This window comes from uncultured Sulfitobacter sp., from assembly GCF_964021855.1.
GTDB lineage: Bacteria > Pseudomonadota > Alphaproteobacteria > Rhodobacterales > Rhodobacteraceae > Sulfitobacter.
On record NZ_CAXHZD010000001.1, the window covers coordinates 666,627 to 684,036 of the forward strand.

The window sequence follows — 17,410 nt, forward strand, 5'->3', positions numbered from 1 at the left end:
CAAAGCCCATGATCGATGAACAAAAAGTGGTGTTGATATTGGGCAGCGGGCCGAATGTGACGGAAAGCCAAAGCTGGCCTGCTGAATGGTTCGACCACATCGTTGTTATGAACAACGCCTGGCGTGTGCGCCCCGATTGGAATGCGCTGGTCTATCCCGAAGATTTCCCCGCTGACCGCATGCCAGATAGCGTCGCAGCCGATCAACGACTGGTAGGGGCGAATGCCTTTGTGCCCGCGCAAAACGGTTTCGGCGGCTTTGTCTATGCGGGTGGGACGATGGCCTTTACCACGGGCTATTGGGCGCTTTCGGCTTTGCGGCCCACGGTTCTGGCCTTTATGGGCTGCGATATGGTGTATCCGAAATCTGGCGATACGCATTTTTACGGAACGGGTACGGCCGATCCGTTGCGCGATGACATTACGCTGCGCGATCTGGGGGCGAAATCCGCCCGCTTGGCCTTGGTCGCGGCAGAGCAGGGATGCTGCTGCGTAAACCTGTCCCAAGACCCGTCTGCCCTGCTGTTCCCCCGCGCAAAGCCGGACAGGCTGCGCAACCGTCGGGCCAACCTTGATCTGGACCGCGCCCGCTATGCTGCGCTGCGCGAGAAAGAAGACGCGCTTGGCTATCATACACCAACGGGCCGGTATTGGGAGGACGTGCGTGACGTCGATCCAAATGCCGTGGCCGCCTTGGATCAAGGATGGCGCGACTTGTTCGTTCGCTACGCCAAAAGCTAACCACCCGATTCTTGATAAGCCGCTATTTTGGCGTGGCCGGGGCGTAGGTGCGTCGAATCAGGCGGTAAAACACAGCATCCCCCGGGAAGGGCTGGATTGTTGTGCATGAACGCCACGTTACTTTTGGGCGGCGGGTAATTCAGCGCATGAGCCGCACAAATGCGAAACCAATTAGCCCTTTGTAAAGAAGAGCATATACGACTTTTCTCCTACAGGGACGCTCCTACCATAAAGGCGCTTTTCCGGCTTCTGAACGTGGTGTGTTGAGATAGGTTGCCCCGCAAGAGGGCGGTATTGCTACACAAGACGGCTGGTAACTGCCTGATCGCCTTGCTTGTCATTGAAATTTCACCCATGTGGGCATATCCTAAAGTATCCCCAGCGCCGGGGGACTGTCGGCGCGCCTAAAGGAGGACAATGTCCTGTCTACTCTCTCAAACGCAGCTCCCGCTGCGCACCCGCAGGCAGCAATGATGACTGCCGACACAAATGTAACAACAAGCGACGCACTTCTCGCTTCGATCCTATCCCAACTGGACGACGACAAAGCCGAAGATATCGTGCAAATTGATCTGCGCGGCAAAACGGCTATCGGCGACTATATGGTCGTGTGTTCTGGCCGGTCTTCGCGTCAGGTATCGTCGATTGCCGAAAAACTGGCACAGATGGTTAAGGACGAATACAACCGCACGCCTCGCGTCGAAGGTAAAGACACAGGCGACTGGGTTTTGATCGACACAGGCGATGTGATCGTTCACGTCTTCCGCCCCGAAGTGCGCGAATTCTATCAGCTGGAAAAGATGTGGATGCCTACAGACACACCTGAGCCACCAGCCGTCATGCCACACTAAGCCCGCAAGGCTTTTGGCATGCGCGTTCATATCTGCGTGGTCGGGCGTTTGCGCGCCGGACCAGAAAAAGAACTGATCGATGATTACCTGAAAAGGTTTGATCGGACAGGCCGTGCGCTGGGCCTTGGCCCCGCACAAATTCTCGAAGTTGAAGATAAGAAAAACGGCGGAATGGCGGCCGAGGCTGCATTGCTGCGCCGTGTGATCCCGGATGGATCGTTGATCTGCGTTCTGGATGAACGCGGGCGGGTTGAGCCGTCGCCCGACTTTGCCAACCGGCTTGGGGGTTGGCGTGATCAGGGGCGCGGTGACATTGCGTTTGTGATTGGGGGTGCTGATGGCATCGCCAAGGATTTGCGCAATGATGCAGACCACGCGCTGTCATTTGGCAAGATGGTCTGGCCGCATATGCTGGTGCGTGTGATGCTGGCCGAACAGTTGTACCGCGCCGCCTCGATCCTGTCGGGCGGCCCGTATCACCGGGTCTAACCCTACTTAAGCTTCACCTTTTTGATGTCGTCGGACCAGCCGTTCATCGTGTCGCGCGCCTGAACGCCGACTTCGGTAATGCCGGGTGGGATCGCAACACCCGACAGCGACCGCGTCAGCGGCTGTTCGTCGACATGTGGGTGAATAAGCTCGCGGATCGCTATTTGGTTGCCAGAGCCGTCCAAAATTCGCCACGCGTCGGCGAAATGGCCCCACCCTTTGTCGTCATGGCTGATGGTGACATCAAAGGTCCACAGGCCATCCGTTTGCACGGCGCGAACGTTTTCAATCACCGCATTATCTGCAGCGGCGTATTGCGCGCTTAAGACAAGTGCGGTTGCGAATGCGATCTTGAACATAATTTCACCAAAGGATTTAAAAAATAGATATATGTCGTCTGCGTCAGCTTTCCAATAGGATGCGCCGGGACTCTGATTTAAATTCACGTCGTCCAACAATAGTAACAGTAACAATAGCTGCAATAATTAACGGGATCGGGCCGATCAGCCATGGTAGGCTGGCCAGTGCAAAGTAAAGCGATCGCAGCCCTCGATTAAAGCTCCGCGCTGCGGTGATGTTAATTTCAGCGGCTTTTGCTGCCATTTGCGGCGCGCGGGGATCTTTCGCGTCATTCGGAACAGCGGCCATCAATACCGAGCAGTAGCCAAACAGACGGTTTGACCAGACAAATTTCAAAAAGCCGTTGGCCAAAAAAAACAACGGCAACAGCATCTTCAGCTCCCACACGATGGTGGGCAGGTCGGTCAGGGACAGGTCTTCGACCACGGTTGCAAGTTGTTCCGAATTGCCCAGCAGCGCCAATGTACCACCCAAAGCGATCACACTGGTCGAGGCGAAGAATGCAGTGCTTTGGCGCAGGGTGCCCAGAATGTGAGCGTCGAAAATCCGCGGTTCGCGCGTGATCATCTGAACCATCCATTCGCGCCGGTGCACCGCCATCAGTTGCGACATCGACGGGCGTTTAGTGCCTGAATTCTCGGTCAGCCAACCGATGCCGAACCATAGAATAAAAATGCAAGCCAGTGCGGCGCAATCTAGCGGCCCGAAAAGGGCAAGGCGATCCATCCAAGTCATGCAATGATGCATACGCTGGACGGTTCCAGCTTGCCAATGGCTTAAATTGGTAATATTATTTTACCAAAATGCGAGGTGCGCCATGGAAATGCCTATTCCCAACCCTGAAATCATGGCCCGCAAGGCGCGGGTGGTTGAACGGTTGCAAGGTGTCTTGCCGCCCGATGCGGTTATTCACGACGAACGTGAAACCCGCGCTTATGAATGCGATGCCCTAACCGCCTATAAATGCCCGCCCATGGTGGCTGTGCTGCCGTCATCCACACAGGAAGTGTCGGATGTGCTGCGCATCTGCCACGAGGAAGGCGTGCCGGTCGTACCGCGCGGGTCGGGCACATCCCTTGCGGGTGGCGCGCTGCCAACGGCGGATTGCGTGATCTTGGGCGTGGCCCGGATGAACGATGTGATCGAGACAGATTACGGAAACCGCATCATTCGCGTACAGACCGGGCGCACGAACCTCAGCGTGACCGGCGCGGTCGAAGAGAACGGTTTTTTCTATGCGCCTGATCCGTCCAGCCAGCTGGCCTGTGCCATTGCGGGCAATATCGCGATGAATTCGGGCGGGGCGCATTGTTTGAAATACGGTGTGACCACGAACAATCTGATGGGCGTCAAAGTGGTGCTGATGGATGGTGAAATCATCGACATCGGCGGCGCACATCTGGATGCAGGGGGGCTTGATCTGCTGGGCTTGGTCTGCGGGTCCGAAGGGCAGCTTGGCGTTGTCACCGAAGCAACCCTGCGCATCTTGCACAAACCCGAAGGCGCACGGCCCGTTCTAATCGGCTTTGACGATAATGAGGTCGCGGGCACCTGTGTGTCCGACATTATCAAGGCCGGTGTTTTGCCTGTCGCAATCGAATTCATGGACCGGCCCTGTATCGAGGCAACCGAGGCTTTTGCCAAAGCGGGCTATCCAATGTGCGAGGCCCTGTTGATCGTCGAGGTCGAGGGATCGGACGCCGAGATTGACCACCAGCTTGAGCTGATCTCGGACATCGCGCGGCGGCATAACCCGGTCGAGTTGCGCCAATCCAAGTCTGCGGAGGAAAGCGCCAAAATCTGGCTGGGCCGCAAATCGGCCTTTGGGGCGATGGGCCAGATCAACGATTATATGTGTCTTGATGGCACGATCCCCGTGTCGTCCTTGCCGCATGTGCTGAAACGTATCGGCGAGATGAGCGATCATTTCGGCCTGAAGGTCGGGAATGTATTTCACGCAGGCGATGGCAATATGCATCCGCTGATCCTGTTTGATGCGAATAAACCCGGCGATCTGGAGCTGTGCGAAGAATTCGGTGCCGAGGTGCTGAAGCTATGCGTCGAGGTGGGCGGTTGTCTTACCGGCGAGCATGGCGTGGGAATTGAGAAGCGTGACTTGATGCATGTGCAATATGCGGCCGCTGATCTGAATGCACAGATGGCCGTGAAGGATGTTTTTGACCCAGCATGGTTGTTGAACCCGGCCAAAGTATTTCCGCTGGATGCGTCCGAAACCCGCCGCGCGGTGAAGATTGCCGCGGAGTAGGCTGACAGCTGGCCGCCCGTGTTTGGGGCATAGGGCTGGATTTGGATATTTAGGAGCCAGAGAAGAATGGACATCACTTCAGAACAGGCACTTGTGGACGCGGTTAAGGGCGCTGGCGGTCCATTGGCAGTTCAGGGCGGCGGCACGCGCGGCGTTCCGGTCGGCGGGCAGGTTCTATCTGTTGCGGGTTTAACCGGCATTACATTGTACGAGCCTGGTGCCATGACTGTGGTCGCCAAGGCGGGCACGCCAGTGGCTGAAATCGAAGCGGCGCTGGCCGGTGAGAACCAGCGGTTGGCGTTCGAGCCGATGGATCATCGGGCATTGTTGGGTACCCGGGGCACGCCAACGATTGGTGGGGTGATGGCCGCGAACGTGAGCGGCCCGCGTCGTATTTCCGTCGGCGCGGCGCGCGATTTTCTGTTAGGCGTTCGATATGTCGACGGGCAGGGTGCTGTCGTCAAGAACGGCGGGCGCGTGATGAAGAATGTCACCGGCTATGATCTGGTCAAGCTGTTGGCGGGGTCTTATGGAACCCTTGGTGTGCTGAGCGAGGTATCGTTGAAGGTGCTGCCCAAGCCGGAAACGCACGCCACGCTGATCTTGCATGGTTTGGATGACGCGGGCGGTGTGGCGGCGATGGCGCGGGCGCTTGGCAGCCCGTTTGAGGTAACAGGGGCGGCGCATGATCCGGAACGTCAGGAAACGAAGCTGCGGGTTGAAGGGTTCGAAGCCTCGGTTGCGTATAGGTTGGGCAAGCTTCGCGAAGTGTTGGGCGCGACTGGCGCGGAAATAGATGTTCGCGATGCTGCAGCATCTGACGCGACATGGGCCGATACCCGTGATGTGGCCGCGTTTCACGGCAAGGATGGCGATGTGTGGCGGGTGTCTTGCAAGCCATCTGATGGCCCCGCCATCGCGGCGCGGTCCGGTGCACAGGCGTGGTTTTACGATTGGGCCGGTGGGCTGATCTGGATGTTAACCACCACCGGCCATGATTTGCGCCAAGCCGTGGGGGCGTTTGACGGCCACGCGACCCTGATCCGGGCCAGCGCCGAGAGCAAAGCGCGATTGGGCATGTTCCACCCCGAACCCGGCGGTCTGGCGCGGCTGACGTCGAAATTGCGCGCGCAGTTTGATCCCAAGGGCATCTTTAACGCGGGCTTGATGGACCATGCGGCATGACGCTGATCCTCTTTTTTTTACTGGTGTTTGTCGTCGGGCCGCTGATTTTTCGCGTGATGACGAAACGCCAGCCGACCAGGGGGCAAATGCTGTTTCTTTTGTCGTTTGCCCTAGTGAGCGCCGCTGCCGCCCTAGCCATACGCTATGGCTTGGCACGTCCTTTGGATGCAGAGATGCTGATGGCCGGGGTCAGTCTGTTGTTGATTTGGCTGGCGTGGATCGGCGTGTTGGCCTTTGTCACTCAGGCCCTGCGCCGTGCCTATCCGGGGCAGAAATTCCGGCGTTGGACGTCCTTTTTGGGTGCGATTGGCACCACTATCCCTTGGTTCGGGCTGGCTTGGGCCAGTATCCTTGCCCCCTGACATACCAATGGTCCACGGGCCGTGACCTGTAATCGCCGGAGTTTTCCATGCAAACCACATTCACCCCAGATCAGCTGAAAAACCCTGCAATCAAACGCAGCAACGAGATATTGCGCGCCTGTGTGCATTGCGGTTTTTGCACAGCCACATGCCCGACCTATCAAGTGTTGGGGGATGAGCTGGACAGCCCGCGAGGGCGCATTTACCTGATCAAGGACATGCTGGAAAATGACCGTGACCCGGATGCCAAGACGGTCAAACATATCGACCGCTGCCTGTCCTGCCTTGCCTGCATGACGACCTGCCCGTCGGGGGTGCATTACATGCATTTGGTGGACCACGCGCGCGACTATATCGAACAGCGCTACAAGCGGCCTTTCAGCGACCGGGCGCTGCGGTGGATCTTAGCGCAAATTTTGCCCTATCCGACACGGTTTCGTTTGGCGTTGCTGGGGGCCAAGATCGGGCGGCCCTTTGCGCGGTTGATGCCGGACGCGCGGCTTAAAGCGATGCTTGAGATGGCGCCCAAGACCATCCCGCCCGTCAGCCGCAATGATGATCCGCAAAGCTTTGCCCCGCAAGGTGCGCGCAAGAAACGTGTGGCGCTGATGACGGGCTGCGCGCAAAAGGCGCTGAACACGGACATTAATGATGCCACGATCCGTCTGCTGACGCGGTTGGGCTGCGAGGTTGTGGTGGCGGAAGGGGCCGGATGTTGCGGGGCACTGACACATCACATGGGCAAAACCCGCGAAAGCCATGCAACGGCGGCGAAAAATATCAAAGCATGGTGCGCCGAGATTGACGGGCAGGGGCTGGACGCCATTGTTATCAACACGTCCGGCTGCGGCACCACCGTCAAGGATTACGGGCATATGTTTCGCAATGATCCCCTAGCGGCGGATGCGGCGCGGGTATCGGCGATTGCGCGGGATGTGTCAGAGGTGCTGATCGATCTGAAACAGACAGAGGATACCAACGCAGCACCCCGCCCCGCCAAGTATAACATAGCCGGAACAAATGCCGTTGTGCCACGTGAGCCGGTAGATCAAGGGATGGTTGTTGCCTATCACGCGGCGTGTTCTTTGCAGCACGGCCAGCAGATCAAGACCTATCCCAAGGATCTGCTAAAGCAGGCCGGGTTCACCGTTGTCGAACCGGCCGATTCCCATCTGTGTTGCGGGTCGGCGGGCACCTATAATCTGATGCAGCCAGAGATTTCAAAGCAGTTGAAAGATCGCAAAATTAAAACCCTAAAGGCCAAGAACCCCGATGTGATTGCCGCCGGGAATATCGGCTGCATGATGCAAATCGGGTCGGCTGCGGGCATTCCTGTTGTGCATACGGTCGAGCTGTTGGATTGGGCCAGCGGCGGGCCGAAACCACCGGCGCTGACCCGCGAGTATGACCCCAAGGGCGAGATTCCGAAACTGCGGTGACGTCTTGCCCTATTTATGCCTCATCTTGCCATTAGCGGTGGGTTCCATATTTAGCGAACTCCGAAGGAAGGGAGCCTTGCAATGCGCCGTTGGGTAGCCCTTTCTCTTGCCTTGCTGACCGTCTCGACAGCGGCGTTATCCGAAGATGCTTACCTGCGCAGCCTGGAGACTGGCGTTGACGCGCGCGCGTGGGAGGCGGTTGGCCGGTTGGACATTGGCGGCGCAGGGTTTTGCACCGGCGCATTGATCGCACCACGCCTTGTTTTGACGGCGGCGCACTGTCTGTTTGACCGCAAAACCAAGCAACTTATCGATCACAGCACTGTCGAATTTCTGGCTGGATGGCGCAACGGGCGGGCGGGCGCGTACCGCAATATCCGCCGTGCTGTCGTGCATCCGGACTATGTCTATGACGGGGCCGTATCGCCCCAGCGGGTGCGCAATGATCTGGCCTTGTTAGAGCTTGATCGCCCGATCCAAAACACCACGATTGTCCCCTTTGAGACGGCGGCACGCCCACGTCGGGGCGACAGGTTGGGTGTCGTCAGCTATGCCAAGGACCGCGCCGAAGCACCGTCACTGCAAGAGGTGTGCAGCGTTCTGGCCCGCCAAGAGGGTGTTCTGGTGACCACCTGTTCCGTTGATTTCGGATCAAGTGGTGCCCCGATTTTCACCTTTTCAAACGGTGTGCCGCAGATCGTTTCGGTGGTGTCCGCCAAGGCGCAGGTCGAAGGGAATGAAGTCTCATTAGGCACTGCATTGGGAACGCCGCTTGCGCAGTTGCAGGCGGAACTGGTTGCCGGAAAAGGGGTTTACCATGCCCCGGGCATTAAGCGGAAAACGATATCTGCAACGGACCGTCGCCGGACAACCGGTGCCAAGTTCGTAAAGCCTTAGACTAAATTTCTGCGCGTATCGCGTTATCGCGCCCCTCTTGAAACCGGAATTATTCATCCCCACATCAGTTTCACCAAGACGCCTAGTTAGGGTTTTGGACATGAAACAAGGGCCTGTCCGCAGTGGAAGGTCCGGATATGTAAATCGCTCAAACGAGGATGAACACCTATGCGTAATTTTGATTTTGCACCCCTTTACCGTTCCACCGTCGGCTTTGACCAAATTGCCAACCTGATGGACCGCGTTGCGACCAATGATGTCGCACAAAACAGCTATCCCCCTTACAATATCGAAAAGCTTGACGACGATGCGTATCGCATTTCGATTGCCGTCGCCGGTTTCTCTGAGGCGGAGCTGAACGTCGAAGTACGGGAAAAATCCCTTATCGTTTCTGCCCGCAAGGCGGATGATACGGCCGAGAAAACCTATCTGCATCGCGGCATTGCCACACGCGCATTCGAGCGTCGGTTCCACCTTGCCGACCATGTGCAAGTAACGGGTGCCACCCATGTTGATGGGATGCTGAACATCGATCTGGAACGCCAAGTGCCCGAAGCACTGAAGCCGCGCCAGATCCAGATCGCAAGCTCCACCGCGGGCGCGATTGAAAAAGATGTCGTTGATGCGAAGTCTGTGAACTAAGCATTCTTCAGATCGCGTGGATTGGACCCGGGGCAGTGCCTCGGGTCTTTTTGTATTGGCTGTCAGGTGGTTTAGGTCATTAATATTGACTTAAAATGAGTCGCGCGCCAATGCGCCTGAAATCACCGAGGGAGGCGGGCACCATGTCCTTGCAAGAAATATTCGCAACACGCGCCACACGCATGAAGGCATCTGAAATCCGCGAGCTGCTCAAGCTGCTGGATCAGCCGGGTATCATATCCTTCGCCGGCGGCATTCCCGATCCCGACCTGTTTCCAAAGCAGGCTTTCCAAGACGCATTTAACACAGCATTGACGGGCCCGATTGCCGATCAAGGGCTGCAATATTCAACCAGCGAGGGGCACAAACCGCTGCGGGTTTGGATTGCGGATCAAATGCAGAAAATCGGCATTCCCGCCACGCCGGATAATATCCTGATCACGTCGGGATCACAGCAAGCGCTGGATTATCTGGGCAAGCTGTTCCTGTCGCCCGGTGACACCGCCTTGGTCGGGTGGCCCACCTATCTGGGCGCGCTAGGTGCGTTCAACGCCTACGAGCCGCGTTATGACAAGCTGGACCCGCTAAGCAACCGTTCCGCCGCCGATTACATGGCAGAGGCCGATGCCGCAGGCGGTAAAGCCAAGTTTGCCTATCTGTCGGTTGATTTCGCCAACCCGACCGGTGCCACCGTCAGCCGCGCAGCGCGCGAGCGTGTCATTGATCTGGCGGACGAGATGGACATCGCGGTGATCGAAGACGCGGCCTATCAATCTCTACGCTTTGACGGCGAGGCGATTCCGCCAATTCTAGCGCTTGAGGCAGCGCGCAAGGGCGGTGATATCGAGGCTTGCCGCACGATCTATTGCGGGAGCTTTTCCAAGACATTGTCGCCCGGCCTGCGCGTCGGTTGGGTATGTGCCGCGATGCCCGTGATCAACCAACTGGTGCTGATGAAACAGGCCGCAGATTTGCACAGTGCGACGCTGAACCAAATCGCGATTGCCGACGTCGCACAGCAGCATTTCGACAGCCATGTTGCCAAAATCCGCGCGGCTTATCGTGGGCGGCGCGATGTGATGCTGAACGCGCTGGAAGAGTATATGCCAGACGGTGTCAGCTGGACAAAACCCGAAGGTGGGATGTTCATTTGGGTGACACTGCCCGAGACGTTGGACGGGGCCGATCTGCTGGCTGAATCACTTAAGACCGAGCGGGTCGCCTTTGTACCGGGGCATGCGTTTTTTGCCGATGGGTCAGGGCGGAACACGCTGCGGCTTAGCTATGCCACATCGGACGAGGTTAAAATCGTCGAGGGGATCAGCCGGCTGGGCAATCTGATCACCAAGGCGCTGGCCGCTTAAACGAAAACGGGCGGCAGGATCATCCCGCCGCCCGCATATTGCATATCAGACAGACATGCAGATGTATTTCATCTCAAGGTAATCTTCGATCCCGTGGTGGCTGCCTTCGCGGCCCAGACCGGATTGTTTGACGCCGCCAAACGGTGCCACCTCGGTCGAGATCAGACCGGTGTTTACGCCCACGATGCCGTATTCCAGCGCTTCGGCGACTTTATAAACGCGGCTTAGGTCTTTGGCATAGAAGTACGACGCCAGACCAAAGATCGTGTCGTTGGCCATCGCGATCACGTCATCGACCGTGTCGAACTTGAACAGCGGTGCCAGCGGGCCAAAGGTTTCTTCGGTCGCGACCATCATGTCTTGGGTCACGCCGGTCATGATCGTGGGCGGCAGGAAGTTTCCGTCCATCTTGCCAGCATCGCCCAAGATCACGTTGGCACCCTTGGATTTTGCATCTTCAATATGCTCTTTGACCTTTTCGCCAGCGGCGGGGTTGATCAGCGGGCCAAGCGCCACGCCGTCTTCAAAGCCGTCACCGACCTTGAGCTTCTCGACCGCGACCTTCAGCTTTTCGGCGAAAGCGTCATAGACACCGGCCTGCACATAGATGCGGTTGGCGCAAACGCAGGTCTGGCCGTTGTTGCGGAATTTACACAGGATCGCGCCTTCGACAGCGGCATCCAGATCGGCGTCATCAAACACGATGAACGGTGCGTTGCCGCCCAGTTCCATCGAACATTTCATGACCTGATCGGCGGCTTGCTTCATCAAGATGCGGCCGACTTCGGTCGATCCGGTGAAGGTCAGCTTGCGCACGGCGGGGTTTTCGCAGAATTCCTTGCCCACGGCAGAGGACGACGACGATGGCACCACGTTGAACACGCCCGCAGGGATGCCCGCGCGTTCGGCCAACACACCCATGACAATCGCCGACAGCGGCGTTTCCGCAGCAGGGCGCGCAACAAAGGCACAGCCTGCGGCCAATGCCGGTGCTGCCTTGCGGGTGATCATTGCGTTGGGAAAGTTCCACGGCGTGATTGATGCTGCAACACCGATGGGCTGCTTGATCACGGTGATGCGTTTGTCGCGCTGGTGGCCGGGAATAGTTTCGCCGTACACGCGCTTGGCCTGTTCGCCCATGAATTCGATAAACGACGCGCCATAGGCGATCTCGCCTTTTGCCTCGGCCAGTGGTTTGCCTTGTTCTGCGGTCAGGATGGCACCCAGATCGTCCTGGTTCTCCATCATTAGATCAAACCATTTGCGCATCACAGCGGCACGTTCCTTGCCGGTCCAGGCGGCCCATTCCTTCTGGGCTTTCTCGGCTTGGGCGATGGCACCGGCAACTTGGGCACGGCTTAGGTCGGCCACTTTGGCGATTACATCGCCGCGTGCAGGGTTGGTCACATCAAAGGTGCCATCGTCGCCATCTACCCATTCGCCGCCAATATAGGCACGGGTTTCCAGCAGACTGGGGTCCTTGAGCATAGATTTCAGATCGGTCTTTGCGTCAGTCATTTTGATCTCTCCGCTTTTGTTTGTGGAACCCAAAGCAACATTCGCTATGATTGTCTAGTTCCAGTTTGTTTTGGAGTGTTAAGGGAGACCCAAATGCAGTTAGATGATGCTTATGCCAACGCCGCTTATATCGAGGGTGCGGAGGACTATCCGCCCCGCTGGCAAAAGGCAGCAGCAGCGTTCCGCAAGAAGCTGGGGTTTCGCGCGCAAAAGAATATCTCATACGGTCCGTCCGACCGTCAGGTTTATGATTTCTTTGAGCCCGAGGGCGTTTCCCGGGGCACTGTCGTTTTCATCCATGGCGGATATTGGAAGGCTTTTGCCCCCTCTGACTGGTCGCATCTGGCGGCGGGTGCGTTATCGCGCGGTTATGCCGTTGCGATGATCGGTTATGATCTGTGCCCGGATGTGCGCATCAGCCAGATCACCAGCCAGGTGGCCAAAGGGCTGGCAGATGTTGCCAAGCGGACCCAAGGGGCGATTTCACTGGCCGGACATTCCGCAGGGGGGCAGTTGGTCGCCCGCATGACCGACCCGCTGATCCTGCCCGGTGATGTGCGCGAACGGATTTCCAATATCGTGACGATTTCCCCCGTGGCCGATCTGGAACCGCTGCTACAAACCACCATGAACGAGGTTTTGCAGCTGGACGAGGCAGAGGCCGCTGCCGAAAGCCCCGTCAACATGACCCCGCCGCATGGGGTGAATGTCACGATCTGGGTCGGTGCGGATGAACGCCCCGCCTTTATCGAACAGGCAGAACAATTATCGCGCGTTTGGGGGGCCAAGATGACCGCGGTCGAAGGGCGGCATCACTTTGATATCATCGATTTATTGGAAGACCCCGACAGCGACATGATGAAAGCATTGCTTGGCATCAAGTGACCCCTTGATCGGTGCGCTGAAATAGGTGAAAGGTTGCATGGGCTAGGGCGATGGCGTCGTTCTGAATATAGGCCCTTGCGTCCTGCACGCCGGGACCTTTCTGAAAAGGAGGGTCTGATATGACCAATCCATCTAAAGTTTTACGCCCCGACATGTACCGTTTTCACAATGGTGAGAAATCGCCATTGCCCTTTGATGCGGCAGAATACGAGGCGCGTCTGGAAGAGCTGCGCGAGCGGATGGAAAGCGCAGGGGCAACTGCTGCTGTTTTCACATCGATGCATAATATCGCCTATTATTCGGGCTTTTTGTACTGTGCCTTTGGCCGGCCCTATGGCTTGGTCGTCACAGACACCGATTGCGTGACCATTTCTGCGGGTATCGACGCGGGCCAGCCGTGGCGGCGCAGCTTTGCTGACAACATCACCTATACCGATTGGCAGCGCGATAATTACTGGCGGGCCATTGCGTCTGTCACGGGCAAAGGGGCCGTGATCGGTTACGAAGGCGATCACCTGACCATGATGCAGCGCGACAAGCTTGAGGATTTTCTGGAACCCGTCGTGATGGTCGATCTGTTCGAGACCACGATGCGCCAGCGGATGCACAAGTCAGAGGCCGAGATCGCCCTGATCCGCCAAGGTGCGCAGGTCGCTGATGTAGGCGGTTATGCCATTCGCGACGCGGTCAAGGTCGGCGCACGCGAGATCGACATCGCCATGGCGGGCCGCGACGCGATGGAGCTTGAGATCGCCAAACGTTTCCCCGATGCCGAATATCGCGATACGTGGGTCTGGTTCCAATCGGGCCTGAACACCGATGGCGCGCATAACCCTGTCACAGCGCGCCAGTTGGAACGCGGTGATATCCTGTCGCTGAACACCTTCCCGATGATATCCGCCTATTACACCGCGCTTGAGCGGACGATGTTCGCAGGCGAAGTCGATGCGGCGAGCCTCAAGATTTGGGAGGCCAATGTCGCTGCCCATGAATACGGGATGAGCCTGCTGAAACCGGGATCAAGCTGCGCCGAGATCACCCATAAGATTAACGACTTCTTTGCCGAGCGTGATCTGCTGCAACACCGCACCTTTGGTTACGGGCATTCGTTTGGCGTGTTGTCGCATTACTATGGACGCGAAGTAGGGCTGGAATTGCGCGAAGATGTGGACACGGTGCTTGAGCCCGGCATGGTCATCTCGATGGAGCCGATGCTGACCGTGGCCGCAGATAAGCCCGGTGCTGGTGGATATCGCGAGCATGATATCTTGGTGATTACCGACGATGGAAACGACAATATTACCGGCTATCCTTATGGGCCCGAATTTAACGTGGTAGGGTAAAACCTAAGCCTTAGGCCCCATCGGCGTTGGATCATTTCCAATGTCGGAGGGGCCGCTTCGGGCGAAATTGCGTGTCAGGACACAAGGACAACTCGCCATGCTTGCATTTCTTCAACTAATTGTGGTCGGCTTTGCTGTCTTAACCATTATCTATGTGGGCCTGTCGATGTATTCCCGTCGTGTCCGGCGTGGCAAACTGCGCGAGAAATGGCGCAAAGGCCCGCGGCTTGTGGATTTGGACAGTTTCGTGCAACGAGGCCTCAAAAGATATGACAGCTCGATCCGTCGTAAATTGATCTGGGGTGTCTATATTGTACCGGTGGGGCTGGTTATCTTAATCATCTACCTCACCAACTTTAGCTAGGGGAAGCCGGCGCTATGAATATCATCAAATGGGTGTTCTGGATCACGATCTGGACGATTGTCGCCGGATTCTTTCACTATACGCTGCCGCAGGTCGATATCGTGCGGATCACCGACACATATGAAAAGCGTGTCGATTTTGGTGACAATTCAATCTTTTGGTCCAATGCGGATGTGGGAAACAACAACAGCTTGGGCAACCGGGATGTGTTCTTTATCCAGACCCGCCGCGCCAAGGGCGATGTGATGGTGTACCGCAACGAGGACACCGGCTGGGGATGGCCGCCCTATTTCAAGTTTGACACGACCAATTTGCAGGCCGAGGCATCGGATTTACGATCCGCATCGGGCGCGCCGCAATATGTGGCGCTGAAGCATTACGGCTGGCGGAACGAATTCCTGTCCATCTTTCCCAATGCGATTTCTGTGCGTCCTGTTGCGGGTCCGGATGTTTCAAAAGGCATCCCGTTTTTGAACATCATCATCCTGACGCTGTTTGCCGCGCTGATCTATGCGACCTGGGTGCGCTGGCGCAGGTTCAGAGAGAAGCGGATTGATCCAACTCTAGAGCGGATCGAAGATGATTTTGCCGAAAAGCAGGGGCGTTTTTCGCGCTGGATGGCAAGCTGGAAAAAACAACCGTAGGCGCGTGTGTCGGGCGGGAGAGGGGGCCAGCCCCCGCCCTTTGGGCACCCCCGGGATATTTTAAAGCCAGAGAAGCCGGGGATTAGGTCGGGCGAGCAACCATGCGACCCATGGGGCGGCCGCCCAAGATGTGGAGGTGCAAATGCGGGACCTCTTGAACGCCATCCGCGCCTGCGTTCGAAATCATCCGAAAACCATTGCCGTCCTCAAGCGTGACCCCTTCGGATTTGCAAACCTCTGAAATTGCGCGGATGTAACCGACGATCTCGGCGTCTGAGGCTTGGGCCGCGAAGTGGTCAAAGCTGACATAGGGGCCTTTGGGAATCACCAGCACATGGGTCGGGGCCTGTGGTTGAATATCGCGAAACGCCAATGCGTGATCGGATTCAAAAACGGTATCGTTGGGGATTTCACCGCGCAGGATTTTGGCAAAGATGTTCTGATCGTCGTAGGCGTAGGCCATTGGGTGTCCTTAGTCTGAAAAGAGGTAATGCATTTTAGCGATATCTAGCGCTTTTTCGGGTGGTATCTGAAGAAAATCAGACAAGACATTGGCATTTTCCTGTGGCGATGCATTTTCCCGCATCCGCGCGTAGTTCTCGAACTGCGAGTCGCGGATACGGTCGGATTCAAACGTCATGTCATTGCGGATTGTCGGCAAGAGCCGGCCCAAGGTTTCTGCCGAGGTGCGTTCACCAGCAAGGCCGACGCGCACCGCGTGGCCCGCCAGATAGTCGTCAGAGAACTGGCATTCGATTTCCAAAATGCGCGTGATCGACCTGTCAGAGGCGAAATCATTCAGCAGTTCAATATTGCCCGGGTCCATGCAGACAATCAGTCGGTCTGTTTCATAGTAGTCAAACAGCATGCGCATCAAGGCGCGCCGGTGGCGCGTGCGTTTGCCAAGGGTGTTCTGAATGCCGCCAAGATCGGGCAAGGGCGTGCTTTCTTCGTTGAACAGGTATTCGATCGACGGCAGGTTTGTTGTCTGGCGGATGCGTTCAAGAACACGTTTGGCGACGTGCCATTTTTTGCAGACAACGATCAACAGTTCGCGTTCGCGGCCCAGCGTGCTTTCGGCTTCCCAAAAGCGGGTGGCAAAGCGCCGCCCGATCCGGCCCCGCCCGCTGAGAAAGTTGAACAGGCTGCGGCCTTCGTTGCTGATTTGGAAATCGACGCCTTGCGCGGTGTACAGCAGGCCCAAGCGGCGCTTGAGGTCTGTGGCCTCGCTGCTGATTTTGCGCGCAAACAGGTAGTCTTGGGCAACGAGCAGGTCGTAGTGGTCGTTATAAAACGTCAGCGGCATGCCGTAATCGGTGAACATCAGGAACGTCAGCGTACGCGCGCGGATTTCGTCGCCGGGAATGACGTGGCGCACGATGGTTTGGAAGAATGTCTCATCCGGAATCCACGTGGTGCGAAAGAACCGCATGACGTCTTTGCGACGCTTGCTGAATTCCAGAACCTTTTCGATGGTTTGGCGGCGCAGGCACCACCATTGGCTGCCGATCTGCACCTGTATGTCGGCGGGAATTTTGCGGGTTATGCCCAAACGTTTTTGCAACCCGTACATCCAGTAAAAGCGTTTCTTTTGGGTGCGTTCATTGAACCAATGCCGATAGATCAGCCGCTCTTCCTGCCAGCCGGTCTTGATCCAGTCGCTTTCAAAATAGTCGAAGCTTTCGATAAAATCGAAGTCATTATCATTCAGATAATTATGGGTGTATTCGGCCGATTTGATCGCCATGCAGTCACCCGACAGCATATAGAAATGCGTCGCACGTGGAAACGCGTCAACCGCGCTTTCGACCGCGTTCAGGGTTGCTTGGACCAGTGACCATTCCCCCCAACCGCAGCGAATGCGTTTGCGCGTGAACACCACGTTTGGATTGGCGCAAAGTGCTTTGGTGATCTGTGCGAAATCGGCGGCGCTGGCAGAGGCGTCGAAATGGATCGACATATAATCGCCCGACGACGTCAGCCGTTCCGCCTGCTTGATGATCGCAGTCGGGTCCTTGTGACATAGTAAGATATAGGCGATTCTGGCCATGAGTGACGACG

General features: G+C 57.0%; 19 protein-coding genes. 14 read left to right on the forward strand and 5 right to left on the reverse strand.

Translation table 11 applies throughout. The annotated features are described in order from the left end of the window. The first annotated feature begins 8 nt into the window (after window positions 1–8). From AADJ11_RS03225 to rlmH, 3 genes are all read left to right on the forward strand, one after another. Window positions 9–740 (forward strand): hypothetical protein, encoded by a 732-nt coding sequence (locus AADJ11_RS03225; protein WP_341233113.1) that lies wholly within the window; start codon window positions 9–11, stop codon window positions 738–740. A 473-nt stretch (window positions 741–1,213) separates the two neighbouring features. Next, window positions 1,214–1,591, forward strand: coding sequence for a ribosome silencing factor (rsfS, locus tag AADJ11_RS03230; RefSeq protein WP_219579114.1), 378 nt, complete (start codon window positions 1,214–1,216; stop codon window positions 1,589–1,591). An 18-nt stretch (window positions 1,592–1,609) separates the two neighbouring features. Continuing rightward, complete coding sequence (rlmH, locus tag AADJ11_RS03235) at window positions 1,610–2,080, forward strand: 23S rRNA (pseudouridine(1915)-N(3))-methyltransferase RlmH (RefSeq protein WP_341233114.1); 471 nt, start codon at window positions 1,610–1,612, stop codon at window positions 2,078–2,080. A gap of 2 nt (window positions 2,081–2,082) precedes the next feature. On the opposite strand, the gene AADJ11_RS03240 is transcribed toward rlmH, so the two are convergent. Together AADJ11_RS03240 and AADJ11_RS03245 are read right to left on the reverse strand one after the other, a co-directional pair. Then, window positions 2,083–2,439 (reverse strand): hypothetical protein, encoded by a 357-nt coding sequence (locus AADJ11_RS03240; protein WP_341233115.1) that lies wholly within the window; start codon window positions 2,437–2,439, stop codon window positions 2,083–2,085. A gap of 43 nt (window positions 2,440–2,482) precedes the next feature. Then, a complete protein-coding gene (locus AADJ11_RS03245; RefSeq protein WP_341233116.1) occupies window positions 2,483–3,175 on the reverse strand; it encodes a DUF599 domain-containing protein in 693 nt (230 codons plus the stop codon). Window positions 3,176–3,257: 82 nt separating this feature from the next. Here AADJ11_RS03245 and AADJ11_RS03250 point away from each other — a divergent pair, with 82 nt between their 5' ends. From AADJ11_RS03250 to AADJ11_RS03280, 7 genes are all read left to right on the forward strand, one after another. Then, on the forward strand, window positions 3,258–4,706 hold the full coding sequence (locus AADJ11_RS03250; RefSeq protein ID WP_341233117.1) for an FAD-linked oxidase C-terminal domain-containing protein: 1,449 nt from the start codon (window positions 3,258–3,260) through the stop codon (window positions 4,704–4,706). Window positions 4,707–4,772: 66 nt separating this feature from the next. Beyond that, complete coding sequence (locus tag AADJ11_RS03255) at window positions 4,773–5,891, forward strand: FAD-binding protein (protein WP_341233118.1); 1,119 nt, start codon at window positions 4,773–4,775, stop codon at window positions 5,889–5,891. Next, window positions 5,888–6,253, forward strand: a complete 366-nt coding sequence (locus tag AADJ11_RS03260) for a hypothetical protein (protein WP_341233119.1) — start codon at window positions 5,888–5,890, stop codon at window positions 6,251–6,253. The genes AADJ11_RS03255 and AADJ11_RS03260 overlap by 4 nt, the downstream gene beginning before the upstream one ends. Before the next feature lie 47 nt (window positions 6,254–6,300). Then, entirely contained in the window at window positions 6,301–7,692 is a 1,392-nt protein-coding gene (gene glcF / locus AADJ11_RS03265) for a glycolate oxidase subunit GlcF (protein WP_341233120.1), read from the forward strand. An 81-nt stretch (window positions 7,693–7,773) separates the two neighbouring features. Beyond that, window positions 7,774–8,589, forward strand: a complete 816-nt coding sequence (locus AADJ11_RS03270; RefSeq protein WP_341233121.1) for a trypsin-like serine protease — start codon at window positions 7,774–7,776, stop codon at window positions 8,587–8,589. A gap of 168 nt (window positions 8,590–8,757) precedes the next feature. After that, a complete protein-coding gene (locus AADJ11_RS03275) occupies window positions 8,758–9,231 on the forward strand; it encodes an Hsp20 family protein (protein ID WP_341233122.1) in 474 nt (157 codons plus the stop codon). 143 nt (window positions 9,232–9,374) lie between these two features. After that, window positions 9,375–10,595, forward strand: coding sequence for a PLP-dependent aminotransferase family protein (locus tag AADJ11_RS03280; protein WP_341233123.1), 1,221 nt, complete (start codon window positions 9,375–9,377; stop codon window positions 10,593–10,595). Window positions 10,596–10,640: 45 nt separating this feature from the next. Here the strand turns inward: AADJ11_RS03280 and AADJ11_RS03285 are convergent, their stop codons facing one another. Beyond that, window positions 10,641–12,113 carry an NAD-dependent succinate-semialdehyde dehydrogenase gene (locus tag AADJ11_RS03285; RefSeq protein ID WP_341233124.1) on the reverse strand — a complete coding sequence of 491 codons (1,473 nt, stop codon included), beginning with the start codon at window positions 12,111–12,113 and terminating at the stop codon, window positions 10,641–10,643. A gap of 93 nt (window positions 12,114–12,206) precedes the next feature. Between AADJ11_RS03285 and AADJ11_RS03290 the strand changes: the two genes are divergently transcribed. The 4 genes from AADJ11_RS03290 (at window position 12,207) to AADJ11_RS03305 (ending at window position 15,349) form a co-directional block, all read left to right on the forward strand. Continuing rightward, a complete protein-coding gene (locus AADJ11_RS03290; RefSeq protein ID WP_341233125.1) occupies window positions 12,207–12,998 on the forward strand; it encodes an alpha/beta hydrolase in 792 nt (263 codons plus the stop codon). A 119-nt stretch (window positions 12,999–13,117) separates the two neighbouring features. Next, window positions 13,118–14,341 (forward strand): aminopeptidase P family protein, encoded by a 1,224-nt coding sequence (locus AADJ11_RS03295; protein ID WP_341233126.1) that lies wholly within the window; start codon window positions 13,118–13,120, stop codon window positions 14,339–14,341. A 97-nt stretch (window positions 14,342–14,438) separates the two neighbouring features. Then, on the forward strand, window positions 14,439–14,705 hold the full coding sequence (locus tag AADJ11_RS03300) for a hypothetical protein (RefSeq protein WP_341233127.1): 267 nt from the start codon (window positions 14,439–14,441) through the stop codon (window positions 14,703–14,705). 14 nt (window positions 14,706–14,719) lie between these two features. Beyond that, window positions 14,720–15,349 carry a DUF1523 family protein gene (locus tag AADJ11_RS03305; RefSeq protein ID WP_341233128.1) on the forward strand — a complete coding sequence of 210 codons (630 nt, stop codon included), beginning with the start codon at window positions 14,720–14,722 and terminating at the stop codon, window positions 15,347–15,349. Window positions 15,350–15,431: 82 nt separating this feature from the next. Here the strand turns inward: AADJ11_RS03305 and AADJ11_RS03310 are convergent, their stop codons facing one another. Next, window positions 15,432–15,812: a histidine triad nucleotide-binding protein gene (locus AADJ11_RS03310; protein ID WP_341233129.1), complete on the reverse strand. Its 381-nt coding sequence runs from the start codon at window positions 15,810–15,812 to the stop codon at window positions 15,432–15,434. A 9-nt stretch (window positions 15,813–15,821) separates the two neighbouring features. Then, the gene (locus AADJ11_RS03315; protein ID WP_341233130.1) at window positions 15,822–17,399 is read right to left on the reverse strand and encodes a DUF5928 domain-containing protein; all 1,578 of its coding nucleotides are present in this window, start codon (window positions 17,397–17,399) and stop codon (window positions 15,822–15,824) included. Window positions 17,400–17,410: the final 11 nt, after the last annotated feature.

Coding starts and splice junctions, on each gene's coding strand:
- AADJ11_RS03240 (WP_341233115.1), bottom strand. CDS start 2,439: ATGTTCAAGATCGCATTCGCAACCGCACTTGTCTTAAGCGCGCAATAC.
- AADJ11_RS03225 (WP_341233113.1), top strand. CDS start 9: ATGATCGATGAACAAAAAGTGGTGTTGATATTGGGCAGCGGGCCGAAT.
- AADJ11_RS03285 (WP_341233124.1), bottom strand. CDS start 12,113: ATGACTGACGCAAAGACCGATCTGAAATCTATGCTCAAGGACCCCAGT.
- AADJ11_RS03295 (WP_341233126.1), top strand. CDS start 13,118: ATGACCAATCCATCTAAAGTTTTACGCCCCGACATGTACCGTTTTCAC.
- AADJ11_RS03310 (WP_341233129.1), bottom strand. CDS start 15,812: ATGGCCTACGCCTACGACGATCAGAACATCTTTGCCAAAATCCTGCGC.
- AADJ11_RS03300 (WP_341233127.1), top strand. CDS start 14,439: ATGCTTGCATTTCTTCAACTAATTGTGGTCGGCTTTGCTGTCTTAACC.
- rsfS (WP_219579114.1), top strand. CDS start 1,214: ATGACTGCCGACACAAATGTAACAACAAGCGACGCACTTCTCGCTTCG.
- AADJ11_RS03245 (WP_341233116.1), bottom strand. CDS start 3,175: ATGACTTGGATGGATCGCCTTGCCCTTTTCGGGCCGCTAGATTGCGCC.
- AADJ11_RS03250 (WP_341233117.1), top strand. CDS start 3,258: ATGGAAATGCCTATTCCCAACCCTGAAATCATGGCCCGCAAGGCGCGG.
- AADJ11_RS03280 (WP_341233123.1), top strand. CDS start 9,375: ATGTCCTTGCAAGAAATATTCGCAACACGCGCCACACGCATGAAGGCA.
- AADJ11_RS03255 (WP_341233118.1), top strand. CDS start 4,773: ATGGACATCACTTCAGAACAGGCACTTGTGGACGCGGTTAAGGGCGCT.
- AADJ11_RS03275 (WP_341233122.1), top strand. CDS start 8,758: ATGCGTAATTTTGATTTTGCACCCCTTTACCGTTCCACCGTCGGCTTT.
- AADJ11_RS03315 (WP_341233130.1), bottom strand. CDS start 17,399: ATGGCCAGAATCGCCTATATCTTACTATGTCACAAGGACCCGACTGCG.
- AADJ11_RS03290 (WP_341233125.1), top strand. CDS start 12,207: ATGCAGTTAGATGATGCTTATGCCAACGCCGCTTATATCGAGGGTGCG.
- glcF (WP_341233120.1), top strand. CDS start 6,301: ATGCAAACCACATTCACCCCAGATCAGCTGAAAAACCCTGCAATCAAA.
- AADJ11_RS03270 (WP_341233121.1), top strand. CDS start 7,774: ATGCGCCGTTGGGTAGCCCTTTCTCTTGCCTTGCTGACCGTCTCGACA.
- AADJ11_RS03305 (WP_341233128.1), top strand. CDS start 14,720: ATGAATATCATCAAATGGGTGTTCTGGATCACGATCTGGACGATTGTC.
- rlmH (WP_341233114.1), top strand. CDS start 1,610: ATGCGCGTTCATATCTGCGTGGTCGGGCGTTTGCGCGCCGGACCAGAA.
- AADJ11_RS03260 (WP_341233119.1), top strand. CDS start 5,888: ATGACGCTGATCCTCTTTTTTTTACTGGTGTTTGTCGTCGGGCCGCTG.